The organism is Streptacidiphilus sp. MAP5-3 (assembly GCF_041262505.1).
Classification (GTDB): domain Bacteria; phylum Actinomycetota; class Actinomycetes; order Streptomycetales; family Streptomycetaceae; genus Streptacidiphilus.
This window is the reverse complement of sequence record NZ_JBGCCL010000014.1, coordinates 169,852-187,473: the sequence shown is the minus strand read 5'-3', so window position 1 is coordinate 187,473 and position 17,622 is coordinate 169,852. Positions and strand designations below refer to the sequence as shown.

The following is a 17,622-nucleotide window of genomic DNA, read 5'->3' as shown; positions in this document are numbered from 1 at the left end:
CCGGCAACTCAACCAGCAACTCGACCAGGCCGTCGCCACCCAGGGCCCCGGCGACCTCGAAGCCCTCCTCACCGGCCACGACACCTGGACCGTCAGTCCAACGTCTGACAACGCCTGACAACACTTGACCGTGCCGCCGAGTTGATCTTGACGGTTTCTCCACGTGGTCTGCGGTTTCAATGTGCTGCAGGCCACGTGGAAACCCACGAATTGCGATCGAAGCGATAACGAGGTTGTTAGGGACGCGCTAAGATCCCATCTTCCGTTAAGGGATGTCCGATTTGTCTTATCGGGCCGGAGTATGCATGTGAGGTCAACTCCCGCCCGGATCGGAACCCATCATGGCCGGCACCATCAGCCCCTCTGGCGAGGTCGAACTCCCGGAGAGCCTCGGCTATCGAGCGAAGAAACGTTTGCTCGGTAAGCCCCTGGTCACGGAACAGCTCACTCACGAGAAGCTCTCCAACTCGGTCGCCCTCGGCGTCCTGGCTTCGGACTGCATCTCCTCCATGGCCTACGGCTCCGAGCAGATGCTGGTGATCCTGATCCCGGCGATCGGCATCGCCGCCTTCACCGCGCTGATCCCGCTGACCTTCGTCATCCTGGGTCTGCTGGTGCTGCTGACGTTCTCCTACCGGGAGGTCGTCAGCGTCTACACCCGGGCCGGTGGTTCCTACGTCGTGGCGCGCGAGAACTTCGGTCCGCGGGTGGCGCAAATCGCGGCCGTCGCGTTGCTGATCGACTACATCGTCACCGTGGCCGTCCAGGCGGCTGCCGGTACCGACGCGATCGTCTCGCTCGGGCAGTTCCTCTGGGGGAACGCGAGCTTCGTCAACTTTGTTTCCGTTCACAAGCTGTGGCTGACCATCGCGGTCGTGCTGCTGCTCTGTTGGGGCAACCTGCGCGGTATCCGCGAGGCCGGGCGTGCGTTCGCGCTGCCGGCGTACCTGTTCATGGTGGGCATGGGCCTGCTGGTCGTGGTCGGCCTGATCCGGGTCCTGTTCGGCGACCACACGCAGCTCAACACCCACCAGGCGGGCATGTACGCCCTGGGGACCGGCCACAGCGGCTTCTTCTACGGCGCGGGCCTGCTGGTCATGCTGCGTGCCTTCGCCAACGGCGGTTCCTCGCTGACCGGTCTGGAGGCCATCTCCAACGGCGTCAGCACGTTCCGCAACCCGCAGGGCGCCAACGCCCGCAAGACCATGATCGTGATGTCCGCCGTGCTGGGCACCGGCGTCCTCGGCGTCTCGCTGCTGGCGCATGTCACCCACGCCACGCCGTTCGTCAGCGGTACGCCGACCGTCGTCTCGCAGGAGGCCAGCTGGGCCTTCGGCAACAGCTGGTACGGCTACGCCGCGCTGGTCTTCGTCCAGCTGGTCACCGCGCTGGTCCTCTACACCGGCGCCAACACCTCCTTCAACGGCTTCCCGTTCCTGGCCAGCTTCGTCGCCGAGGACTCGTTCCTGCCGCGCCAGCTGACCCGGCGCGGACACCGGCTGGCGTTCTCCAGCGGCATCATCGTGCTGACCGCCGTCTCGCTGGTGCTGCTGATCGCCACCGGCGGCGACCTGACCCACCTGGTCAGCCTCTACGCGATCGGTGTCTTCACCGGCTTCACCATGGCCGGCGCGGGCATGGTGAAGCACCACTGGGACCGCAGAGAGCCCAAGCGCGTGCTCAAGATCGCCATCAACGGCGCGGCGGCCATTGCCTCGTTCCTGGTGGTCGGCATCTTCGCGGTCACCAAGTTCACCGAGGGCGCCTGGGTCGTCGTGGTGATCTTCCCGATCGGTGTCTGGTCGCTGATCAAGGTCAACAAGCGGTACCGCGAGGAGGCGGAGGCGCTGGCCACCGCCCCGGTCGACACCACCACCCCGCTGGCCCGCCGCCAGGTGATGTACATCCTGGTCGATCGCGTCGACCTGGCCGTGCTCAAGGCGATCCGCTACGCCCGCTCGTTGCGGCCGTCCGAGATACGCGCGGTCCACTTCATGATCGACGACCGCGAGGCCGAGCGACTGAAGACCCAGTGGGCCAACGCCGAGGTCGGCGACCTGCCGCTGGAGATCGTCGAGTGCCCGGACCGCCGGATCACCCGCTCCCTGGTGGAGCTGATCGCGCGCACCTCCAAGCGTGAGAAGAGCCAGATCACGCTGCTGATCCCGGAGCGCAACTACTCGCCGGTCCTGGGCCGGCTGCTGCACCGCCGCACCGCCGACCAGGTCGCCCGCGCGGTCGGCAAGCTCCCCAACGTGGTGGCGACCATCGTCCCGTTCGACGTGGTCAGCGCCCACGACGAGCTGGAGGACGCCGCGGCCTCGGGCGTGAAGCTGGAGACGCTCGAGCACATGGACCCGATGGACCATCTGGACGCTTCGTCCAACTGACGCCCAGTTTTGGGACCCCTGCCCGATTTCCGGGCAGGGGTCCCGTCGTTTACCGTCCTGTCCGGGGTGTGTAGGGGACGACGGACGGGTTGGGGTGTTACGAGTGAGGCGTATGCAGGAGTCAGGGCGCATGCGGGAGCCAGGGCGAGAGCGGGAATCAGGGCGACAGCCGGAATCAGGGCAGCGAGAACGGACGGGTCTGCTGCTGGGCATGGTCGCGTACACGTTGTGGGGGTTCTTCCCGCTCTACTGGCCGCTGCTGGAACCGGCGGGCGCGGGGGAGATCCTGGCCAACCGGATGGTCTGGTCGCTGGCGGTGGCGCTGGTGCTGCTCGCGGTGCGGCGTAAATGGGCCTGGATCCGGCCGCTGCTCCGGCAGCCGAAGCGGCTCGCGCTGATCGGCCTGGCAGCCGCGTTCGTCAGCGTCAACTGGGGGATGTACATCTGGGGCGTCAACACCGGCCACGTCGTGGAGACCTCGCTCGGCTACTTCATCAACCCGCTTGTCACCATTGCCTTCGGCGTTCTCATCATGAGGGAGCGCCTGCGCGCGTCGCAGTGGGTCGCGGTCGCGATCGGTGCGGTGGCCGTGATCGTGCTGACCGTCGGCTACGGGCAACTGCCGTGGATCGCGCTGACGCTGGCGTTCTCCTTCGCGGTCTACGGACTGATCAAGAAGCAGGTCGGGCTGGGCGGCCTGGAGAGTTTCGCCGTCGAGACCGCGTTCCTCTTCCTGCCCGCGCTCGGCTACCTGCTCTTCCTGGGCAGCGAGGGCCGCTCCACCTTCACCACCCACGGGCCCGGCCACGCGGTGCTGCTGGCGCTGTGCGGGGTGGTGACGGCCGTGCCGCTGGTCGCCTTCGGCGCGGCGGCGGTCCGGGTGCCGCTGACCACGATCGGGCTGCTCCAGTACCTGGCGCCGGTCTTCCAATTTCTGCTGGGCATCGCCGTCTTCCACGAGCAGATGCCGATGACCCGGTGGGTCGGCTTCGGGCTGGTGTGGGCGGCCTTGGTGCTGCTGACCGTGGACGGCCTGCGTCAGGCCCGACGGAGCAGCAGGGCGGCGGCAGTTCTGGCGGCGCGGACGCCGGAGCGGCTGCTGGTCGCGGAGGAACAGCAGCCGCTCTCCTGACGGACGGTTACGACAGTCGGAACTACTGCGGCTCGGACGTCACTGCAGCTGGAACGTCGCCTGGACCGGGTAGTGGTCGCTCGGCGCGTTGGTGTCCAGTTGGCCCTGGGTCCAACCCGCCTGCGGGTCGAAGTCGGTGGCGACCGACGGCAGCGAGACCGGGGTCGGGCGGCCCGGTGCGTCGAGGTAGCCGATGTAGTCCAGGCTGTCCTGGTAGTCGACCGGAAACGACTCCACGCCGGCCATGTACTGGCACCAGGCGGAGACCGTGCAGTCCATCGTCCACAGCTGCGACGGGTCGGTGGCCGGGGTGCCCAGGACGCCGCCGACGGCGTTCTCCGCGTTGGCGTAGTCGCCGCGCGAAGCACCGTGGGAGTACTCGACGTTGAGGTCGCCACCGATCAGCACCGGGGCGGAGGTGCCGACGATGCCGTTGACCCAGCTCTGGATCTCGCCCAGCTGCGCGAGCCGGGTGGCCTGGGTGGTGTCGGTGGAGGTGCCCGACTGGTCGGCCTGGAGGTGGGTGCCGACGACCCAGGTCTCGGTGCCGTTCTTGTCGATCTCCGCCAGCGCCGCGCCCTTGTTGGCGTTGTAGTCCCAGGTGCCGGACGTCGAGTTGCTGAAGACGTGCGCGTACTGGGCGTCGATCGGGTACTTGGAGAAGATCATCGTGCCGCCGTTGATGACGAACGGCGAGTTGGAGCAGTTGCCGCTGACGCCGTTCCAGCCGGAGCCGGAGCAGTCCGCGCCCACCACCGGTGTGTGGTACGGGTAGAGGTCCGCCAGGTCGTTCTCCAGCGTGGTGGTCGAGCTGTCGTTGAAGAGCTCGTCCAGCACCACCACGTCGGCGTCGTGCTTGCGGACGATCGACGCGATGGTCGGGGTACGGCCGGCGGCGTTCTCGTTCTCCGTGCTGTCGACGACCGAGGTGGCCAGGTCGACGTTCCAGGCGAAGACGGAGAGGGTCGAGCCGGTGCTGCTGCTGGTGCTGCTGGTGGTGCCGGACGCTGTTGCCGCGGTGGCGGCGTGGGCGGTGCCGGTCATTCCGCCACTGAACACTCCTAGGACGACAGCCGTGGTGGTGGCGAGAGCGGCGGCGAACAGGTGGCGCGTGCGCACGTGGTCTCCTCGGTGGAGGCGGGCCTGGGCATGACAGGCCTGCACGCTACGCAGCGCGGGGGAATCTACGGCGAACGGCTTATGAGCAGTGGTGAGCCGCCGACCGACGAGTCGGTCGACGGCTCACTTGTCTGAACTAGTGGGCGAGTTCAGGCAGCTTCAGCTTCAGCTGCTTGAGGCGGGCTTGATTGCCGTCCGCCCTACTGCCCGGCCAGGTTCTCCAGGTAGGACGGGGTGACCGCGCCCGCGTACACCGTGCCGTTGGGGGTGACCAGGACGTTCACCACCTTGGTGGAGAAGAGGGTGCCGCCGTTCACCGGCTTGCCGACCTCCTTGAGGGCGCCGAGCGCGCTGAGCGCACCCTGGCCGCTCTTGCCGTTCTTGTTCGCGGCCTGCTGCGGGTTGATCTTCCAGACCGTCTGCCAGCCGGAGCCGAGGACCGTCTCGCCGTTGGCGCCCGGCTTCTGGTTGTGCTGGGCCGGAGCGGTCGGCATGCCGTGTCCGGGCTTGGTGTGCTGCTTGCCGGCCTCACCGTTCTTGGCGGTCTGCGCGTTCTTGGTGGTGACCTTGGCGCCCGCCGGGGTGCTGAACTGGAAGGTCGAGGCGGCCGGGGCGGCGTAGGAGATGGAGGCGAAGCGGATGTCCGCGATCGCGTCGCTGCCGTCCGCGGGCAGCACCTTGACCTCGAGCGGCAGGTACGTCTTGGCGTCCACCGAGATGTCGACCAGGCCGATGGTGGAGCCCGTTCCCTTGGGCGTGATCTGCAGCGTGTAGACCTGGTGGCCCGCCACCTCGGAGGAGCCACTGACGGTCACGTTGCTGTAGGGCGTGATCTGGCCCAGCAGCTTCGCCGCGTCCTGCGGCGTGGCGGCCTGCGGGGTCGCCGAAGGGCTCTGCTCGCCCTGGCCGACGCCGGTCCAGTGGGTGACCTGGTTGCCCTGGCTGTCGTACGCCCAGGCGTCCGAGCCGTTGTGGACCACCTCGACCGTGCGGCCGGAGTTGGTGGCGGTGAAGCTCTGCTTGGCGCTGCCGTCCTTGGCGACCTGTGCCGTGCTCGTGCCGGAGAGCAGCGCCAGCAGCTCCTGCTGCGCCATCTTCGACTGCCCGGACTGCGCGGACTGCTGCGCCGAGGGGGCGCCCGCCGCACCCGCGGCCGACGCCGCCGCCGAGGGCAGGGCGTTCAGCAGCTGCGAGGGCACGCCGAGGTCGACGCTGGACTCGACCGTGCCGGAGAAGGTCTGGACGTTGCTGTTCATCGCGTGGACCAGCAGCTGCTGGGCGGTTATGGGTGGCAGCGTGGGCCCGGCCGCCAGCGCTGTTCCCGCGGCCACGGAGCCCGCGACGGCCGCGACCGCGGCCGACACCATCAGGACCCGCTTGCGGCTCCACGCCGCGGTGCTGTTCGACATCCCTCGTCCTTCCGTCCCGTTCGTCGCCGTACCAGTCTCTTCGACATTGCCGGTATTGACGTTGCCGGTGTTGACGTTGCCGGTATTGCTGACCCCGTTCTTATGCACGGTGCTATTGAACGCCTTCGGGCAGCCCCGCTGCATCGGCCCGTGGGCGCAATCACGTTTCCACCCGTCGTCGTACGCGACCCTGAGGCGGTCTCAGGGTTCCGTCTGATGGTTCCCTCTTGAGGTGCACTGCGGGAACCTTCAGACCCCGACACGTCCGACGCGTAAGGTTCAGGGCATGAAGGATCAGCGGACCAGCACCGTGACCGGCACCGTGACCAGCACCGCCATGCGTCGTGCGCTGCACCGGGCCCGTCAGGGCGTCGCCCTGGACACCGCCGAGGCCGCGGTGCTGCTGCACGCCCGGGGCGAGGACCTGCGCGAGCTGTGCGCGGTCGCGGCACGCCTGCGGGACGCGGGTCTCGAAGCCGTCGGGCGGCCCGGCGTGATCACCTACTCGAAGAAGGTCTTCATCCCGCTCACCCGGCTCTGCCGGGACCGCTGCCACTACTGCACCTTCGTCACCGTCCCCGGCAAGCTGCGCCGCGAGGGGCACGGCCTCTACCTCTCGCCGGACGAGGTGCTGGCGATCGCCCGTCAGGGAGCCGCGCTGGGCTGCAAGGAGGCGCTGTTCACCCTCGGCGACCGTCCCGAGGACCGTTGGCCCGAGGCCCGCGAGTGGCTGGACGCGCACGGTTACGACGACACCCTCGCCTACGTCCGGGCCATGTCGATCCGGGTGCTGGAGGAGACCGGCCTGCTGCCGCACCTCAACCCCGGCGTGCTGAGCTGGACCGACTTCCAGCGGCTCAAGCCGGTCGCGCCGTCGATGGGCATGATGCTGGAGACCACCGCCACCCGGCTCTGGTCCGAGCCCGGCGGTCCCCACCACGGTTCCCCGGACAAGGAACCCGCCGTCCGGCTGCGGGTGTTGGAGGACGCGGGCCGCTCGGCGGTGCCGTTCACCAGCGGCATCCTGATCGGCATCGGTGAGACCGCGGCCGAGCGCGCCGATTCGCTGTTCGCGCTGCGCCGGGTGGCCCGGCAGTACCACGGGCTGCAGGAAGTGATCGTGCAGAACTTCCGCGCCAAGCCGGACACGGCGATGCGCGCCATGCCCGACGCCGAGTTGGAGGAGCTGGCCGCGACCGTCGCCGTGGCCCGGCTCGTCCTCGGCCCCTCCGCCCGGATCCAGGCCCCGCCGAACCTCGTCGACGAGGAGTACGCGCTGATCATCGGCGCGGGCATCGACGACTGGGGCGGCGTCTCGCCGCTCACTCCCGACCACGTCAACCCCGAGCGCCCGTGGCCGCAGATCGAGGCGCTGGCCGAGCGCACCGCCGCCTCCGGCTTCACGTTGCGCGAGCGGCTCACGGTCTATCCGGAGTACGTGCGACCGGCACTGCGGGACGGACACGACGAGGCGTGGCTCGACCCACGGGTCCTGCCGCACGTCCGCGCCCTCGCGGACCCGGAGACCGGGCTGGCCCGGGAGGACGCTCTCCCCGTGGGACTGCCGTGGCAGGAGCCCGAGGAGGTCTTCGTCGCCTCCGGCCGCACCGAACTGCACCGCGAGATCGACGCGGACGGACCGGGCGGGGGACGCACGGGCGACCGCCGCTCGGACTTCGACGAGGTCTACGGCGACTGGGAGGCGCTGCGCGAGGTCGCCGCCGCGTCCGGTGCCCCGGAAAGGATCGATTCGGATGTGCGCGAGGCGCTGGCTGTCGCCGCCGCCGACCCGCGCAACCTGACGGACGGTCAGGCTTTGGCGCTCCTCCACGCCGACGGCCCGGCCCTGGACGCCCTCTGCTCCGTCGCGGACGCCGTCCGCCGCGACACGGTCGGCGACACCGTCACCTACTGCGTCACCCGGAACATCAACTTCACGAACGTCTGTTACACCGGCTGCCGCTTCTGCGCCTTTGCGCAGCGCCGTACCGACGCCGACGCCTACACCCTCTCCCTGGACCAGGTCGCCGACCGCGCCGAGCAGGCCTGGGACGTCGGCGCGACCGAGGTCTGCATGCAGGGCGGGATCCACCCGGACCTGCCCGGGACGGCGTACTTCGACATCGCCCGGACGGTGAAGCAGCGCGTGCCCGGCATGCACGTGCACGCCTTCTCGCCGATGGAGGTGGTCAACGGCGCGACGCGGACCGGACTGTCCATCAGGGACTGGCTCCAGCAGGCCAAGGAGGCCGGGCTGGACACCATCCCCGGCACGGCCGCGGAGATCCTCGACGACGAGGTGCGCTGGGTGCTGACCAAGGGCAAGCTGCCCGCCGCGACCTGGGTCGAGGTCGTATCCACCGCACACGAGCTGGATATCCGCTCCTCGTCCACGATGATGTACGGGCACGTCGACCAGCCCCGGCACTGGCTCGGTCATCTGCGACTGCTCGCCGACATGCAGGACCGCGCGCTCGAACGCGGCAAGGGCGGCTTCACCGAGTTCGTGACGCTGCCGTTCGTGCACACCAACGCGCCGGTCTATCTGGCCGGAATCTCCCGGCCGGGCCCGACCATGCGCGACAACCGTGCGGTGACGGCGATGGCCCGGCTGCTGCTGCACGGGCGGATCCCCAACATCCAGACCAGCTGGGTCAAGCTCGGCACCGAGGGCGCGGCGGAGATGCTCCGCAGCGGCGCCAACGACCTGGGCGGCACGCTGATGGAGGAGACCATCTCCCGGATGGCCGGCTCGTCCTACGGCAGCTACAAGTCCGTTCACGACCTGGAGGCGGTCGCCGCGGCTGCCGGGCGCCCGGCCGCACAGCGCACCACCCTCTACGGCGAGGTCTCGGCGGAACGCCGGGCGGCGGCCCTGGCCTCCGACGGCCACCTGCCGGAGCTGCTGCCGGTCCTGGAGTAACAAGAGCTGGGCAGGACTTATTCGTAGCGGTTGGCCAGCATGTCGCGCTGGTCCGCAAGGACCTGCTCCAGCGTCAGGTCGGGCAGGTCGAGCTGGGAGAGGGTGACCTGGGCCGAGCTGGGCTGGGCGTCGGCGGGGAGCCAGTTCTCCGGCTTCCAGGCGTTGCCGCGCATCAGCGACTTCGGACAGTGCGGGTAGACCTCCTCGATCGCCACCACCAGTGCGCTTTCCGGCGGCTTGCCGACGGCGGTCAGCTGGGCGAGCAGCTCGGCCCGGGTCGAGACGCAGGCGCGCCCGTTGATCCGCAGGGTCGTGTCGCGGCCGGGGATGACGAAGAGCAGCCCGACCCGGCCGGTCTCGATGACGTTCTGCAGGGTGTCCAGCCGCTTGTTCCCGGTCGCGTCCGGGATGACCAGCGTGACGTCGTCCAGCACCGAGACGAAGCCGGCCGGACCGCCGCGCGGGCTGACGTCGGGGTGGCCGGCGGGGTCGGCGCTGCCGAGGAAGACGAGCGAGGCGCAGCCGACCAGCGTCCGGGTCTCCTCGGTGAGCCGGTCCCGCACCTTGCGGTACGCGTTCTCGCCCGGAGCGGGGTAGTGGCTGCGCAACTCCTCGACGCTGGTCAGGGCGTCCGCCTGGAGCGCGTCGAACAGGGGTCTGGACCCGAGCGGTGTCGTCATACGTCCGACGATATTGGCGCGGTCAAGATCCCCGGCACTTGCCCCGCGTCCGGGGCCGCCCGCCTCAGCGCATCAGTTCTCCCGCGTTGACGAGCAGCGACTGGCCGGTGATCGCGCGGGCGCGGTCGGAGGCGAGGAAGATCGCGGCCTCGGCAACGTCGCCGTCGGTGGCCAGCTCGGGCAGGACCATCCGCTCGGCCAGGCGTCCGCGCACCTCCTCCTCGGGGACGTTTTCGGAGGCCGATGTCCAGGTCACGTAGGACTCCACCTGCGGACCCCACATCCAGCCGGGCAGAACGGTGTTGACCCGGATCCGGTCGGGTCCCAGCTCGCGTGCCATCGAGTACATCGCGCTGGTCAGCGCGCCCTTGGACGCCGCGTACGCGGCCTGCCGCACCTGGCTGGGCGCGGCCACCGCGGACTGGGTGCCGATGATGACGACGGCGCCGCCGCGTTCGCGCAGCCCGGGGAGGCAGGAGCGCGTCAGCTGCAGGGTGCCGATCAGGTTGACGTCCAGCACGCGGCGCCACTCGTCGAAGTCGGCGTCCGCGATGCCGCCGAAGTGCTGGTCCATGGCGGCGACATGGACGACCGCGTCGATCCGGCCGAAGCGCTCCACCGCGAGGGCGGCGAGCGCGTCGCAGCGGTCGGGGTCGGCGATGTCGGTGCGCCGCCAGGCCGCCCGGCCGGGGTGGTCGGCCTCGATCTGCTCGGCCGCCTTGACCAGGTTCGCCTCGGTGCGGGCGCCGAGCACCACGTTGGCGCCGTCCCGGGCCGCGGCGAGCGCGACCCGCTGACCGAGCCCCGGGCCGACCCCGGAGACCACGACGGTGCGTCCTTCGAGCAGCATGGGTCCGTCCTCCCGCAGTGAACTGACGATGCGTCAGAGTAGAGCTGCGGCGTCGGGAAGGCCAGAGTCGTGCGGTCCGCTCACCCCTCGGCCAGGGCCCAGAAGCGCTCGGAGAGTTCACCTTCGCCGTCGGACGACTGCTGCGCCGGTTCGGCTGCGACGCCGCCGGTGCCGGTGCCGGTGCCGGTGCTGTTGCCGTTGCCGTTGCCGATGATGTTGCTGCTCGCGCTTGTGCTGCTGCTGCCCCACAGTGCGCTGGACGTCGCCCGCTCGCCGGCCAGCGACTTGAGCGCGCGGGTGATCGACTCCTCCGGGAGGGTCGGCACCAGCTCCCGGACCGGCTCCACCTGGGACAGCCAGCGGCCGTCGACCGCGCGGCGCAACGACTCGTCCAGGCGCTCCTCCCGGCCGCAGGCGCGAACCAGGGCGCGGGGCGTGAGCTGCAGCACCCGGGCCAGGTCGAGAGTCTCCGTGCGGTCACCGTCCCAGTGCGCCTCCATGGCGGTGTAGTCGCGCAGGGAGAGGCGGAGGCGGCGGGCGACCTCCTCCAGCGGCAGGTCCAGGGCGAGCCGGTGGTCGCGCAGGGTGGCCGCCCGGCCGCCCATCAGCTGGCCCGGCAGGCACCACAGCACCCGGGCCAGGGCGACGAGTTCGCGCTCGGTGGGATGGGTGGCCCCGGTCTCCCAGGCGATGACCAGGGCCGGTGGCACCCGCATGGCATAGGAGTCGGCCAGGGCGCGGGCCACCATGGCGGGGCTCAGGCCCAGGGCGCTGCGCACCGTTCGGGCTGCGGCGGGGTCGAAGGGGACGGGGGAGGCAGGCGCGTGGCCTGCGCGTCTCGACATGTCCGGAGGCTAATCGGGACAAACATGGACCGGACAGCCCAGAAACGTCCAGCGCATCCGATGCTTCGGGTGTTCACACCTGGAGGATCCACCAGTCGTCGCTCAGGCTGGGCTGCCGCGTCCGGGCTCTGGGAAGTTGCCGGTATCTGACTTACCGTCAGCTCATGACGGACGATCTGGAGCAGTACACGCAGCTGGCCGCGAGCGGGCCCTACGGCGTCGCCATCGGCAGTGCCCTGATCACCATGGTCGAGCCCTTGCCGGGCCACGAGTACGGCTACAACCGTTGGTATGAGGACGACCACTTCTACGCCGGGGCGATGGCCATGCCCTGGATGTTCGCGGGACGACGCTGGGTCGCCACCCGCGAGCTGCAACTGCTGCGCTATCCGGAGAAGTCGGTCGTCGCCGAGCCTGTCACCGCAGGCTGCTACCTCTCGGTCTACTGGGTCACCGGCGGGCGGCACGACGCCCATATGCGGTGGACGGTGCAGATCAACAAGCGGCTCAACCGGGACGGTCGGGTCTACCGCGACCGCACCCACGTCTTCACCGCGTTCCAGCAGCACGTCAGCACCTACTACCGCGACGGCGCGGCCGGGCCGCGCGATGTTCACGCGTTGGACTTCCCGTACCAGGGCCTGGTGTTGCAGGTGATCGACACCGAGAACGCCGAACAGCGGCGTCAGTTGACCGACTGGCTGATGGACCGGCATCTCCCGGCCCGGCTGCGCAACGGCTCGCCGACCGCGATGTGCACGCTCTTCGAGCCGCTGCCGCTGCCGGTGGACCGGATGTCGTACGTGAAGCCGGTGGACGGGACCGACACCCGCCTCACCCTGATCTGGTTCCTCCAACAGGACCCGCGCACCTGCTGGGACGCGTTCACCGGCCTGGACGGGGAGGTGGCCGGTGCGGTTCCCGGTGCGCGGGTGGAGCTGGTGGCGCCGTTCATCCCGACCCTGCCGGGTACGGACACCTATGTGGACGAGTTGCGGTAGTGAACGGTTCCCGGACGGACGGGAGTTGGCCGAATATGGGCCGACCCCGGGAAGGGCTGGTCCGGGCATGACAGGCATGAGGGCGCCGGACGGGGAAGGTCCGTTCCGGCGCCCTGGCTGGGCCGGTGGAGTCGGGACTGGTCGAGCCTGGCTGGTCGGGGCAGATCAGATAAGGGCAGCTCAGATAAGGGCGGGTCAGGTCAGGTCGAGGGAACCGGTGGCGACCTCGGCCAGGAAGGCCGTCCAGGCTTCGCGACTGAACTCCAGCGACGGGCCGCTCAGATCCTTGGAGTCGCGGACGTGGACGGCCGCGGCGGGTCGAGCGACCTCGACGCAGGCATTCGCGCCCGAGTAGCTGGACTTGCGCCAGTCGAGGGCGCCTCGTCCGGTGTCCTCGCGGTGGTCCTCAGTGATCATTTCCATCTCCGTTCCGGAAGAGGTGACCGACACGCAATCGGCGACTCCCGCAGGCAGCGGATCCGACAAGCGGGTGATCGTGATTGCTGGTGTCAGTTTGCCCACCGGGCAAGCGATCTGGAAACCGTCACTTGTTTCTGTTCACCCGTTGGATAGCTTTTGGAGAAGGCTCACACTGAGAGCTATGCCCTTGGTGTATGCTCGCGCCCCCAGCGCCCGAGCACGCCAGTTTTGCGGACTATGTGTCACTGGGCAAGGTGTTTCGCCACTTTGTCCACAAGTTCCCGGGTCTGTTCCGGCCCGAGGGCCTGCGCCTGGAGATGCTGGTAGAGGCTGGCGTACGCCCGTACATCCGTTTCCTTCTCCAGGTACAGGTCGCTCGTCACGCCTTCCAGATAGACGACGGTGGCGTCCGATGCATCCCGGTACTCCAGGATCGAGAAGTTGGCGGTCATTCCCGGGTGCGCACCGATGCCGAACGGCAGCACCTGGACGGTGACGTGCGGCAGCGTGCTGGCCTCGATCAGGTGCTCCAGCTGCGCCCGCATCGTCTCCGGGCTGCCGACCACCCGGTGCAGGGCGGCCTCGTCGATGACGGCCCAGAGGCGGAGCGGTTCGTCGCTGTTGCGCAACAGCTCCTGACGGACCATCCGGACATCCGTCCGCTTGTCGATCTGTGCGGGCTGCGCCTCCGGCTGGATACCCGAGACCACGGCGTGCGCATAGTCGCGGGTCTGCAACAGGCCCGGGATGAAGAGCGACTCGTAGGTCCGGATGCCCACCGCCTCGGCCTCCAGGCCGATGTAGACGCTGTACGGGACATCGCCGAACGCGTGCCACCAGCCGCGCTGGCGCGACTCCTTGGCCATGGTCATCAGGCCGTCGACCATCGACTGGTCGTTGACCCCGTAGACCTCGCAGAGGTCGCGGACGTCACGCTGACTGATGCTGCGTCGGCCGTTCTCGAGGCGGCTGATCTTCGACTGTGAGACCAGCAGTTGCTGTGCGACCTCCTCCGCTGTGAGGCCCCGTTGCTCGCGGAGCCGTCGCAGCTCGGCGCCGAGACGGCGGCGGCGGACGGTGGGATTGACGCTGCTGGCGGTGGACACTGTCTCTCCTGGGCATCGGTGGTCAGGCACGCCCCTGTGTCAGCAGAATGCCACCTCGACACGCCCTCATGTGGTCCAATCGCCGGGGATGTTGACGAATCCGCTCAAAGACGGAACGATTCTGCGCCCTCGTGCGTCGTTGTGAGCGTGGGCCGTTCTTACCTGACAGCACGCTCCTCGGTGACAGCGCGCGCGTCGGGCATGCGGGAGAGCGGCGGCGAAGGGTGGTTCGCCGCCGCTCCGGTTCGCGTGGACTCGGCGCGCGTAGGTCTACCGCACGCCGGCGCGCACCATGCCGGTGGACACCGACGGTCTGGCGGCGGCTGGGCGTGCCGGGGTCGGCCGGGTGTTGTTCGCCCGGACCTGGGGCGTCGGCAGACCGTTCTGCACGTCCATGACCGCATGCGCGACCATGCCGCCGAGGGGGTCGTAACGAATCAGGTCGCGCAGGCGTGACCGGCACGAGCGACCTTCGTTACCTGGATAGAGATGCTTGCCGAGGCCGACCGCGTGGGCCAGTGCGGCGAGCGCGGCGGTGCGCGGGTCCGGAGGGACCCCCGTGCGGATCGCCGTGTCGAGCCGTTCCTTGATGGCGCTGTTCGTGCACTCGTCCGACGCCTGGTATCGGGTCGTCGGTAGCACCCCGCACACCTGGCCCGGCACGGCCTTGACCATCGCGCACCGCTCCAGGTGCGCGAGATAGGTCTGGCGCAGGCCCAAGCGCGGGCCGCCGATCCACTGCACGGCGCGCACTGCACTGCCACGTCTGCGCAGCAGTTCGAGCGCGTGATCGAGGGTCGGGTCGCCGGTCGGCCGTGGATTGACCACGGTGATCCGGTCCCCGTCCGGGACTATTCGTCCGGCCATGGCCAGCTCGACGAGCTGCGCTCCGGCCAGTCCGAGATCGAGCGTCTGGGGCTGCGCTGTGGTACCCGTGGCCGGGTCCAGAGCGAGCAACAGCAGCTCCTCGGGAATTGTTCTGCGGCTCTTGCCCATCCAAGCCTCCCCGCGTGGATGCACAACAGAGTGACGCCTCTCACACCCTGCTGTCGAGAGGGCCTAGAGAGTGACACGACTCCGTGATCTTTCGGAACCGCCGCACCGCGCGTCCGCGTCTGGCCGAGGGGTGGGGAATCGCCGGACTGCGGCCCGGTGAGCAGGAATGGCCCCGCGCGTGCAGGAGACTGGTCCCTGCACGCTTTGTCGACGTCGGTGAGCAGGGCCGACGCGGCAGTCACAGGCAGGTTTGCAGGGACGGTCCTGCACGGGTGCGTGCAGGGACAGAGGAGGCTGGGTTACGTGGGTGAGTCCCCCGACAGGTCGCAGCGGACCGCGGGCGCGGAGCGGGAGCCGGAACGCGCGGGAACCGATCCCGCCGTCCCCGCTCCGGACGTGGAACCCGCGACCGAGGCGGAGCCTGAGGCAGCAGCGGAGGCGGAGGAGAGCGGGCAGCCGGAGGAGCACGGGGAGGATGCGCCCGAATCCTCGGTCGACGTACCGACCCGTGTGCTGCGCGCCCTCGACTCGGAGCCGGAGGTTGCCAAGGAGCCCGAGGCTGAGTCCGAATCCGTGGAGGAGTCGAACAAGCCCGAAGCGGAGAGCGAGGACGAGCCGGAGGCTGAAGCACCGGAGGCGGAGGAAGCTCCCGAGGCTGAGGCTGAGCCCGACGCCGGCGCCGGCGCCAAGGACGAGCCTGCGGACGAGGCTGAGGCAGCCGAGGACGCGGAGGACGCCGAGGAAGAAGAGCCGGAGGCGGAGGCCGAAGGCGAGGCGCAGCCCGAAGCCGCCGAGGAGCCCGCCGCCGAGGACACCGACGAGTCCGCCGGTGACAAGCCCGCCGACGACGGCCCCACCGGTGACGAGGACGAGACGCGGGCCATGCCCGTCTTCCCGCCGCCGCTCCCGCCGACGCCGCGCGGCGGCGCGGGCGGGCCCGGCGGCACGGGCGGACCGTCGCCCGAGCCCGTTCCGGCCGGGGCCGGGGCCATGGGGACCGCCACCGCTGTGATGCCCTCGCCGGAGACCACCGCCGAGGCGATGGACATCCTGGCCACGCTGAGCCGTCGGCCGATGACCCCGGCCCGGATCGCGCTGCGGCGGATCCGGCTCTGGGGCACGTTGCTGCTGGTCCTCGTGATCGTGCTCGGCGCGGTGCAGTTGCTGCGTCCGATCCCGACGCCGACGCTCCAGTTCACCGGCGAGCAGAGCTACACCTTCTCCGGCGGCACGCCGAACCTCACCTGGCCGACGGCCGGTCAGGCCGCCGTGGCCGTACCGGGGCTGGGCGTGCTCGGGCACAGCGGGAGCGACAACCAGGTGCCGCTGGCCAGCGTCACCAAGGTGATGACCGCGTACATCGTGCTGCACGACCACCCGCTCAAGGTCGGCGACCAGGGGCCGATGGTGCCGGTGGACGCGGCAGCGGTGAACGACTACAACACCGGTAAGCCGCAGGGTGAGTCGGTGATGAAGGTCTCGGTCGGCGAGCCGCTGACCGAGTACCAGGCGCTCCAGCTGCTGCTGATCCCCTCCGCCAACAACGTCGCCCGGCTGCTGGGCCGTTGGGACGCGGGCAGTGACGCCGCCTTCGTGCAGAAGATGCAGAGCACCGCGGCCGGTCTGGGCATGACCAAGAGCGTCTACACCGACCCCAGCGGTCTCGACGCGACCACCAAGAGCACGGCCAACGACCAGCTCAAGCTGATCGAGGCGGCCATGCAGATGCCGGTCTTCAAGGAGATCGTCAGCACCCCGTCGTTCAACGCGGCGGAGAACGGCATCACGCCGAACACCAACACGCTGGTCGGCAGCAACGGCGTCATCGGCATCAAGACCGGCACCAGCACGGCGGCCCTCGGCAACCTGGTGTGGGCGGCGGAGCAGAACGTCGGCGGTGCGCAGCAGCTGATCCTGGGCGCGGTGCTGAGCCAGCCCGCGATCGGGCCGGGGCCGGGGCAGGGCATCCTCGCCCAGGTGCTGCAGAAGAGCCAGCAGCTGATCATCAGCGCCGAGAGCGCGCTGCAGTCGCACGTCGTGATCAAGAAGGGCGACGTCGTCGGGTACGTCGACGACGGTCTCGGCGGACACACCCCGGTCGTGGCCACCGCGGACGTCAGCGTCATCGGCTGGAGCGGCCTGTCGGTGAGCACGTCGCTGCAGCCGCTCGCCGGACAGTCCGTCCCGCACAGCGCAGCCGCCGGGACGGCCGTCGGCAACCTGGTCGTGGGCAGTGGTGCCGGAGCGCAGACGATCCCGGTCGCGCTGCAGTCGGCGCTCAGCACTCCGGGCACCGGCGCGAAGCTGACCCGACTGGGCTGACGCACTGTCAGATCGCTCTCTCAGATTCCCCGCTTGAAACGGGCCCGTCCGTCGGACGGGCCCGTTGTCATGCCCGGGGGTGCAATCTTGACGACATTTCGGACATCTACGCAGGGTTGGAGTGCGAACCAATGACGGTCGATGTGACGGACCTCTCAACGGCCTTTGATCGGCTTGAGGTTTGAACTTCGATCTGCCTACGGTCGGCGTCGTTCGCACTTAAGCGGAACTGACATCACCGGAACGCCGAGTCCTGCCGTCGGGGTTGTCAGCTGTCACCCGACGCACACCACGGCAGGAGCGGGGGACCCAGGTAAGTCGCCGGGAGCGTGTCGCTCCCGGCTCGGGGTGAAGCCGTGCTCTGCACGGCCGGGCGACTCCGGCCCGAACCCGACAGCTCACCTCGCAGGCGTGGGAGAGGACCCACAC

13 protein-coding genes and 1 riboswitch are annotated in these 17,622 nt (G+C 69.6%); of the genes, 5 read left to right on the top strand and 8 right to left on the bottom strand.

Annotated features, from left to right (window positions below; translation table 11 throughout):
• Positions 1–341: 341 nt before the first annotated feature.
• Together ABH928_RS21910 and rarD are read left to right on the top strand one after the other, a co-directional pair.
• Positions 342–2,390 (top strand): APC family permease, encoded by a 2,049-nt coding sequence (locus ABH928_RS21910; protein WP_370069010.1) that lies wholly within the window; start codon positions 342–344, stop codon positions 2,388–2,390.
• 211 nt (positions 2,391–2,601) lie between these two features.
• Positions 2,602–3,522 carry an EamA family transporter RarD gene (rarD, locus tag ABH928_RS21905; RefSeq protein WP_370069008.1) on the top strand — a complete coding sequence of 307 codons (921 nt, stop codon included), beginning with the start codon at positions 2,602–2,604 and terminating at the stop codon, positions 3,520–3,522.
• Between the two features lie 39 nt (positions 3,523–3,561).
• Here the strand turns inward: rarD and ABH928_RS21900 are convergent, their stop codons facing one another.
• Complete coding sequence (locus ABH928_RS21900; protein ID WP_370069006.1) at positions 3,562–4,641, bottom strand: sphingomyelin phosphodiesterase; 1,080 nt, start codon at positions 4,639–4,641, stop codon at positions 3,562–3,564.
• 200 nt (positions 4,642–4,841) lie between these two features.
• Complete coding sequence (locus tag ABH928_RS21895) at positions 4,842–6,050, bottom strand: outer membrane lipoprotein carrier protein LolA (RefSeq protein ID WP_370069004.1); 1,209 nt, start codon at positions 6,048–6,050, stop codon at positions 4,842–4,844.
• A 337-nt stretch (positions 6,051–6,387) separates the two neighbouring features.
• Here ABH928_RS21895 and ABH928_RS21890 point away from each other — a divergent pair, with 337 nt between their 5' ends.
• The gene (locus tag ABH928_RS21890; RefSeq protein WP_370069023.1) at positions 6,388–8,973 is read left to right on the top strand and encodes a bifunctional FO biosynthesis protein CofGH; all 2,586 of its coding nucleotides are present in this window, start codon (positions 6,388–6,390) and stop codon (positions 8,971–8,973) included.
• Positions 8,974–8,990: 17 nt separating this feature from the next.
• On the opposite strand, the gene ABH928_RS21885 is transcribed toward ABH928_RS21890, so the two are convergent.
• From ABH928_RS21885 to ABH928_RS21875, 3 genes are all read right to left on the bottom strand, one after another.
• Positions 8,991–9,653, bottom strand: a complete 663-nt coding sequence (locus tag ABH928_RS21885; RefSeq protein WP_370069002.1) for an MSMEG_1061 family FMN-dependent PPOX-type flavoprotein — start codon at positions 9,651–9,653, stop codon at positions 8,991–8,993.
• A 64-nt stretch (positions 9,654–9,717) separates the two neighbouring features.
• Positions 9,718–10,503: an SDR family oxidoreductase gene (locus ABH928_RS21880; RefSeq protein ID WP_370069000.1), complete on the bottom strand. Its 786-nt coding sequence runs from the start codon at positions 10,501–10,503 to the stop codon at positions 9,718–9,720.
• 80 nt (positions 10,504–10,583) lie between these two features.
• The gene (locus ABH928_RS21875; protein ID WP_370068998.1) at positions 10,584–11,348 is read right to left on the bottom strand and encodes an XRE family transcriptional regulator; all 765 of its coding nucleotides are present in this window, start codon (positions 11,346–11,348) and stop codon (positions 10,584–10,586) included.
• 164 nt (positions 11,349–11,512) lie between these two features.
• Here ABH928_RS21875 and ABH928_RS21870 point away from each other — a divergent pair, with 164 nt between their 5' ends.
• Positions 11,513–12,349 carry a hypothetical protein gene (locus ABH928_RS21870; RefSeq protein WP_370068996.1) on the top strand — a complete coding sequence of 279 codons (837 nt, stop codon included), beginning with the start codon at positions 11,513–11,515 and terminating at the stop codon, positions 12,347–12,349.
• 195 nt (positions 12,350–12,544) lie between these two features.
• Here ABH928_RS21870 and ABH928_RS21865 read toward each other — a convergent pair whose 3' ends face one another.
• The 3 genes from ABH928_RS21865 to ABH928_RS21855 form a co-directional block, all read right to left on the bottom strand.
• Positions 12,545–12,766 (bottom strand): DUF397 domain-containing protein, encoded by a 222-nt coding sequence (locus tag ABH928_RS21865; protein WP_370068994.1) that lies wholly within the window; start codon positions 12,764–12,766, stop codon positions 12,545–12,547.
• Positions 12,767–13,011: 245 nt separating this feature from the next.
• Positions 13,012–13,875 carry a helix-turn-helix domain-containing protein gene (locus tag ABH928_RS21860; RefSeq protein WP_370068992.1) on the bottom strand — a complete coding sequence of 288 codons (864 nt, stop codon included), beginning with the start codon at positions 13,873–13,875 and terminating at the stop codon, positions 13,012–13,014.
• A gap of 270 nt (positions 13,876–14,145) precedes the next feature.
• The gene (locus ABH928_RS21855; protein ID WP_370068989.1) at positions 14,146–14,871 is read right to left on the bottom strand and encodes a GPP34 family phosphoprotein; all 726 of its coding nucleotides are present in this window, start codon (positions 14,869–14,871) and stop codon (positions 14,146–14,148) included.
• A 303-nt stretch (positions 14,872–15,174) separates the two neighbouring features.
• Here ABH928_RS21855 and ABH928_RS21850 point away from each other — a divergent pair, with 303 nt between their 5' ends.
• Positions 15,175–17,193, top strand: a complete 2,019-nt coding sequence (locus ABH928_RS21850; protein ID WP_370068987.1) for a D-alanyl-D-alanine carboxypeptidase family protein — start codon at positions 15,175–15,177, stop codon at positions 17,191–17,193.
• Between the two features lie 270 nt (positions 17,194–17,463).
• Positions 17,464–17,618, top strand: a riboswitch (cyclic di-AMP (ydaO/yuaA leader).
• Positions 17,619–17,622: the final 4 nt, after the last annotated feature.

Bases quoted from the DNA above. Each gene is read 5' to 3' on its own strand.
- ABH928_RS21870 (WP_370068996.1), top strand. From the start codon at position 11,513: ATGACGGACGATCTGGAGCAGTACACGCAGCTGGCCGCGAGCGGGCCC.
- ABH928_RS21890 (WP_370069023.1), top strand. From the start codon at position 6,388: ATGCGTCGTGCGCTGCACCGGGCCCGTCAGGGCGTCGCCCTGGACACC.
- ABH928_RS21880 (WP_370069000.1), bottom strand. From the start codon at position 10,503: ATGCTGCTCGAAGGACGCACCGTCGTGGTCTCCGGGGTCGGCCCGGGG.
- ABH928_RS21910 (WP_370069010.1), top strand. From the start codon at position 342: ATGGCCGGCACCATCAGCCCCTCTGGCGAGGTCGAACTCCCGGAGAGC.
- ABH928_RS21875 (WP_370068998.1), bottom strand. From the start codon at position 11,348: ATGTCGAGACGCGCAGGCCACGCGCCTGCCTCCCCCGTCCCCTTCGAC.
- rarD (WP_370069008.1), top strand. From the start codon at position 2,602: ATGGTCGCGTACACGTTGTGGGGGTTCTTCCCGCTCTACTGGCCGCTG.
- ABH928_RS21865 (WP_370068994.1), bottom strand. From the start codon at position 12,766: ATGATCACTGAGGACCACCGCGAGGACACCGGACGAGGCGCCCTCGAC.
- ABH928_RS21895 (WP_370069004.1), bottom strand. From the start codon at position 6,050: ATGTCGAACAGCACCGCGGCGTGGAGCCGCAAGCGGGTCCTGATGGTG.
- ABH928_RS21855 (WP_370068989.1), bottom strand. From the start codon at position 14,871: ATGGGCAAGAGCCGCAGAACAATTCCCGAGGAGCTGCTGTTGCTCGCT.
- ABH928_RS21885 (WP_370069002.1), bottom strand. From the start codon at position 9,653: ATGACGACACCGCTCGGGTCCAGACCCCTGTTCGACGCGCTCCAGGCG.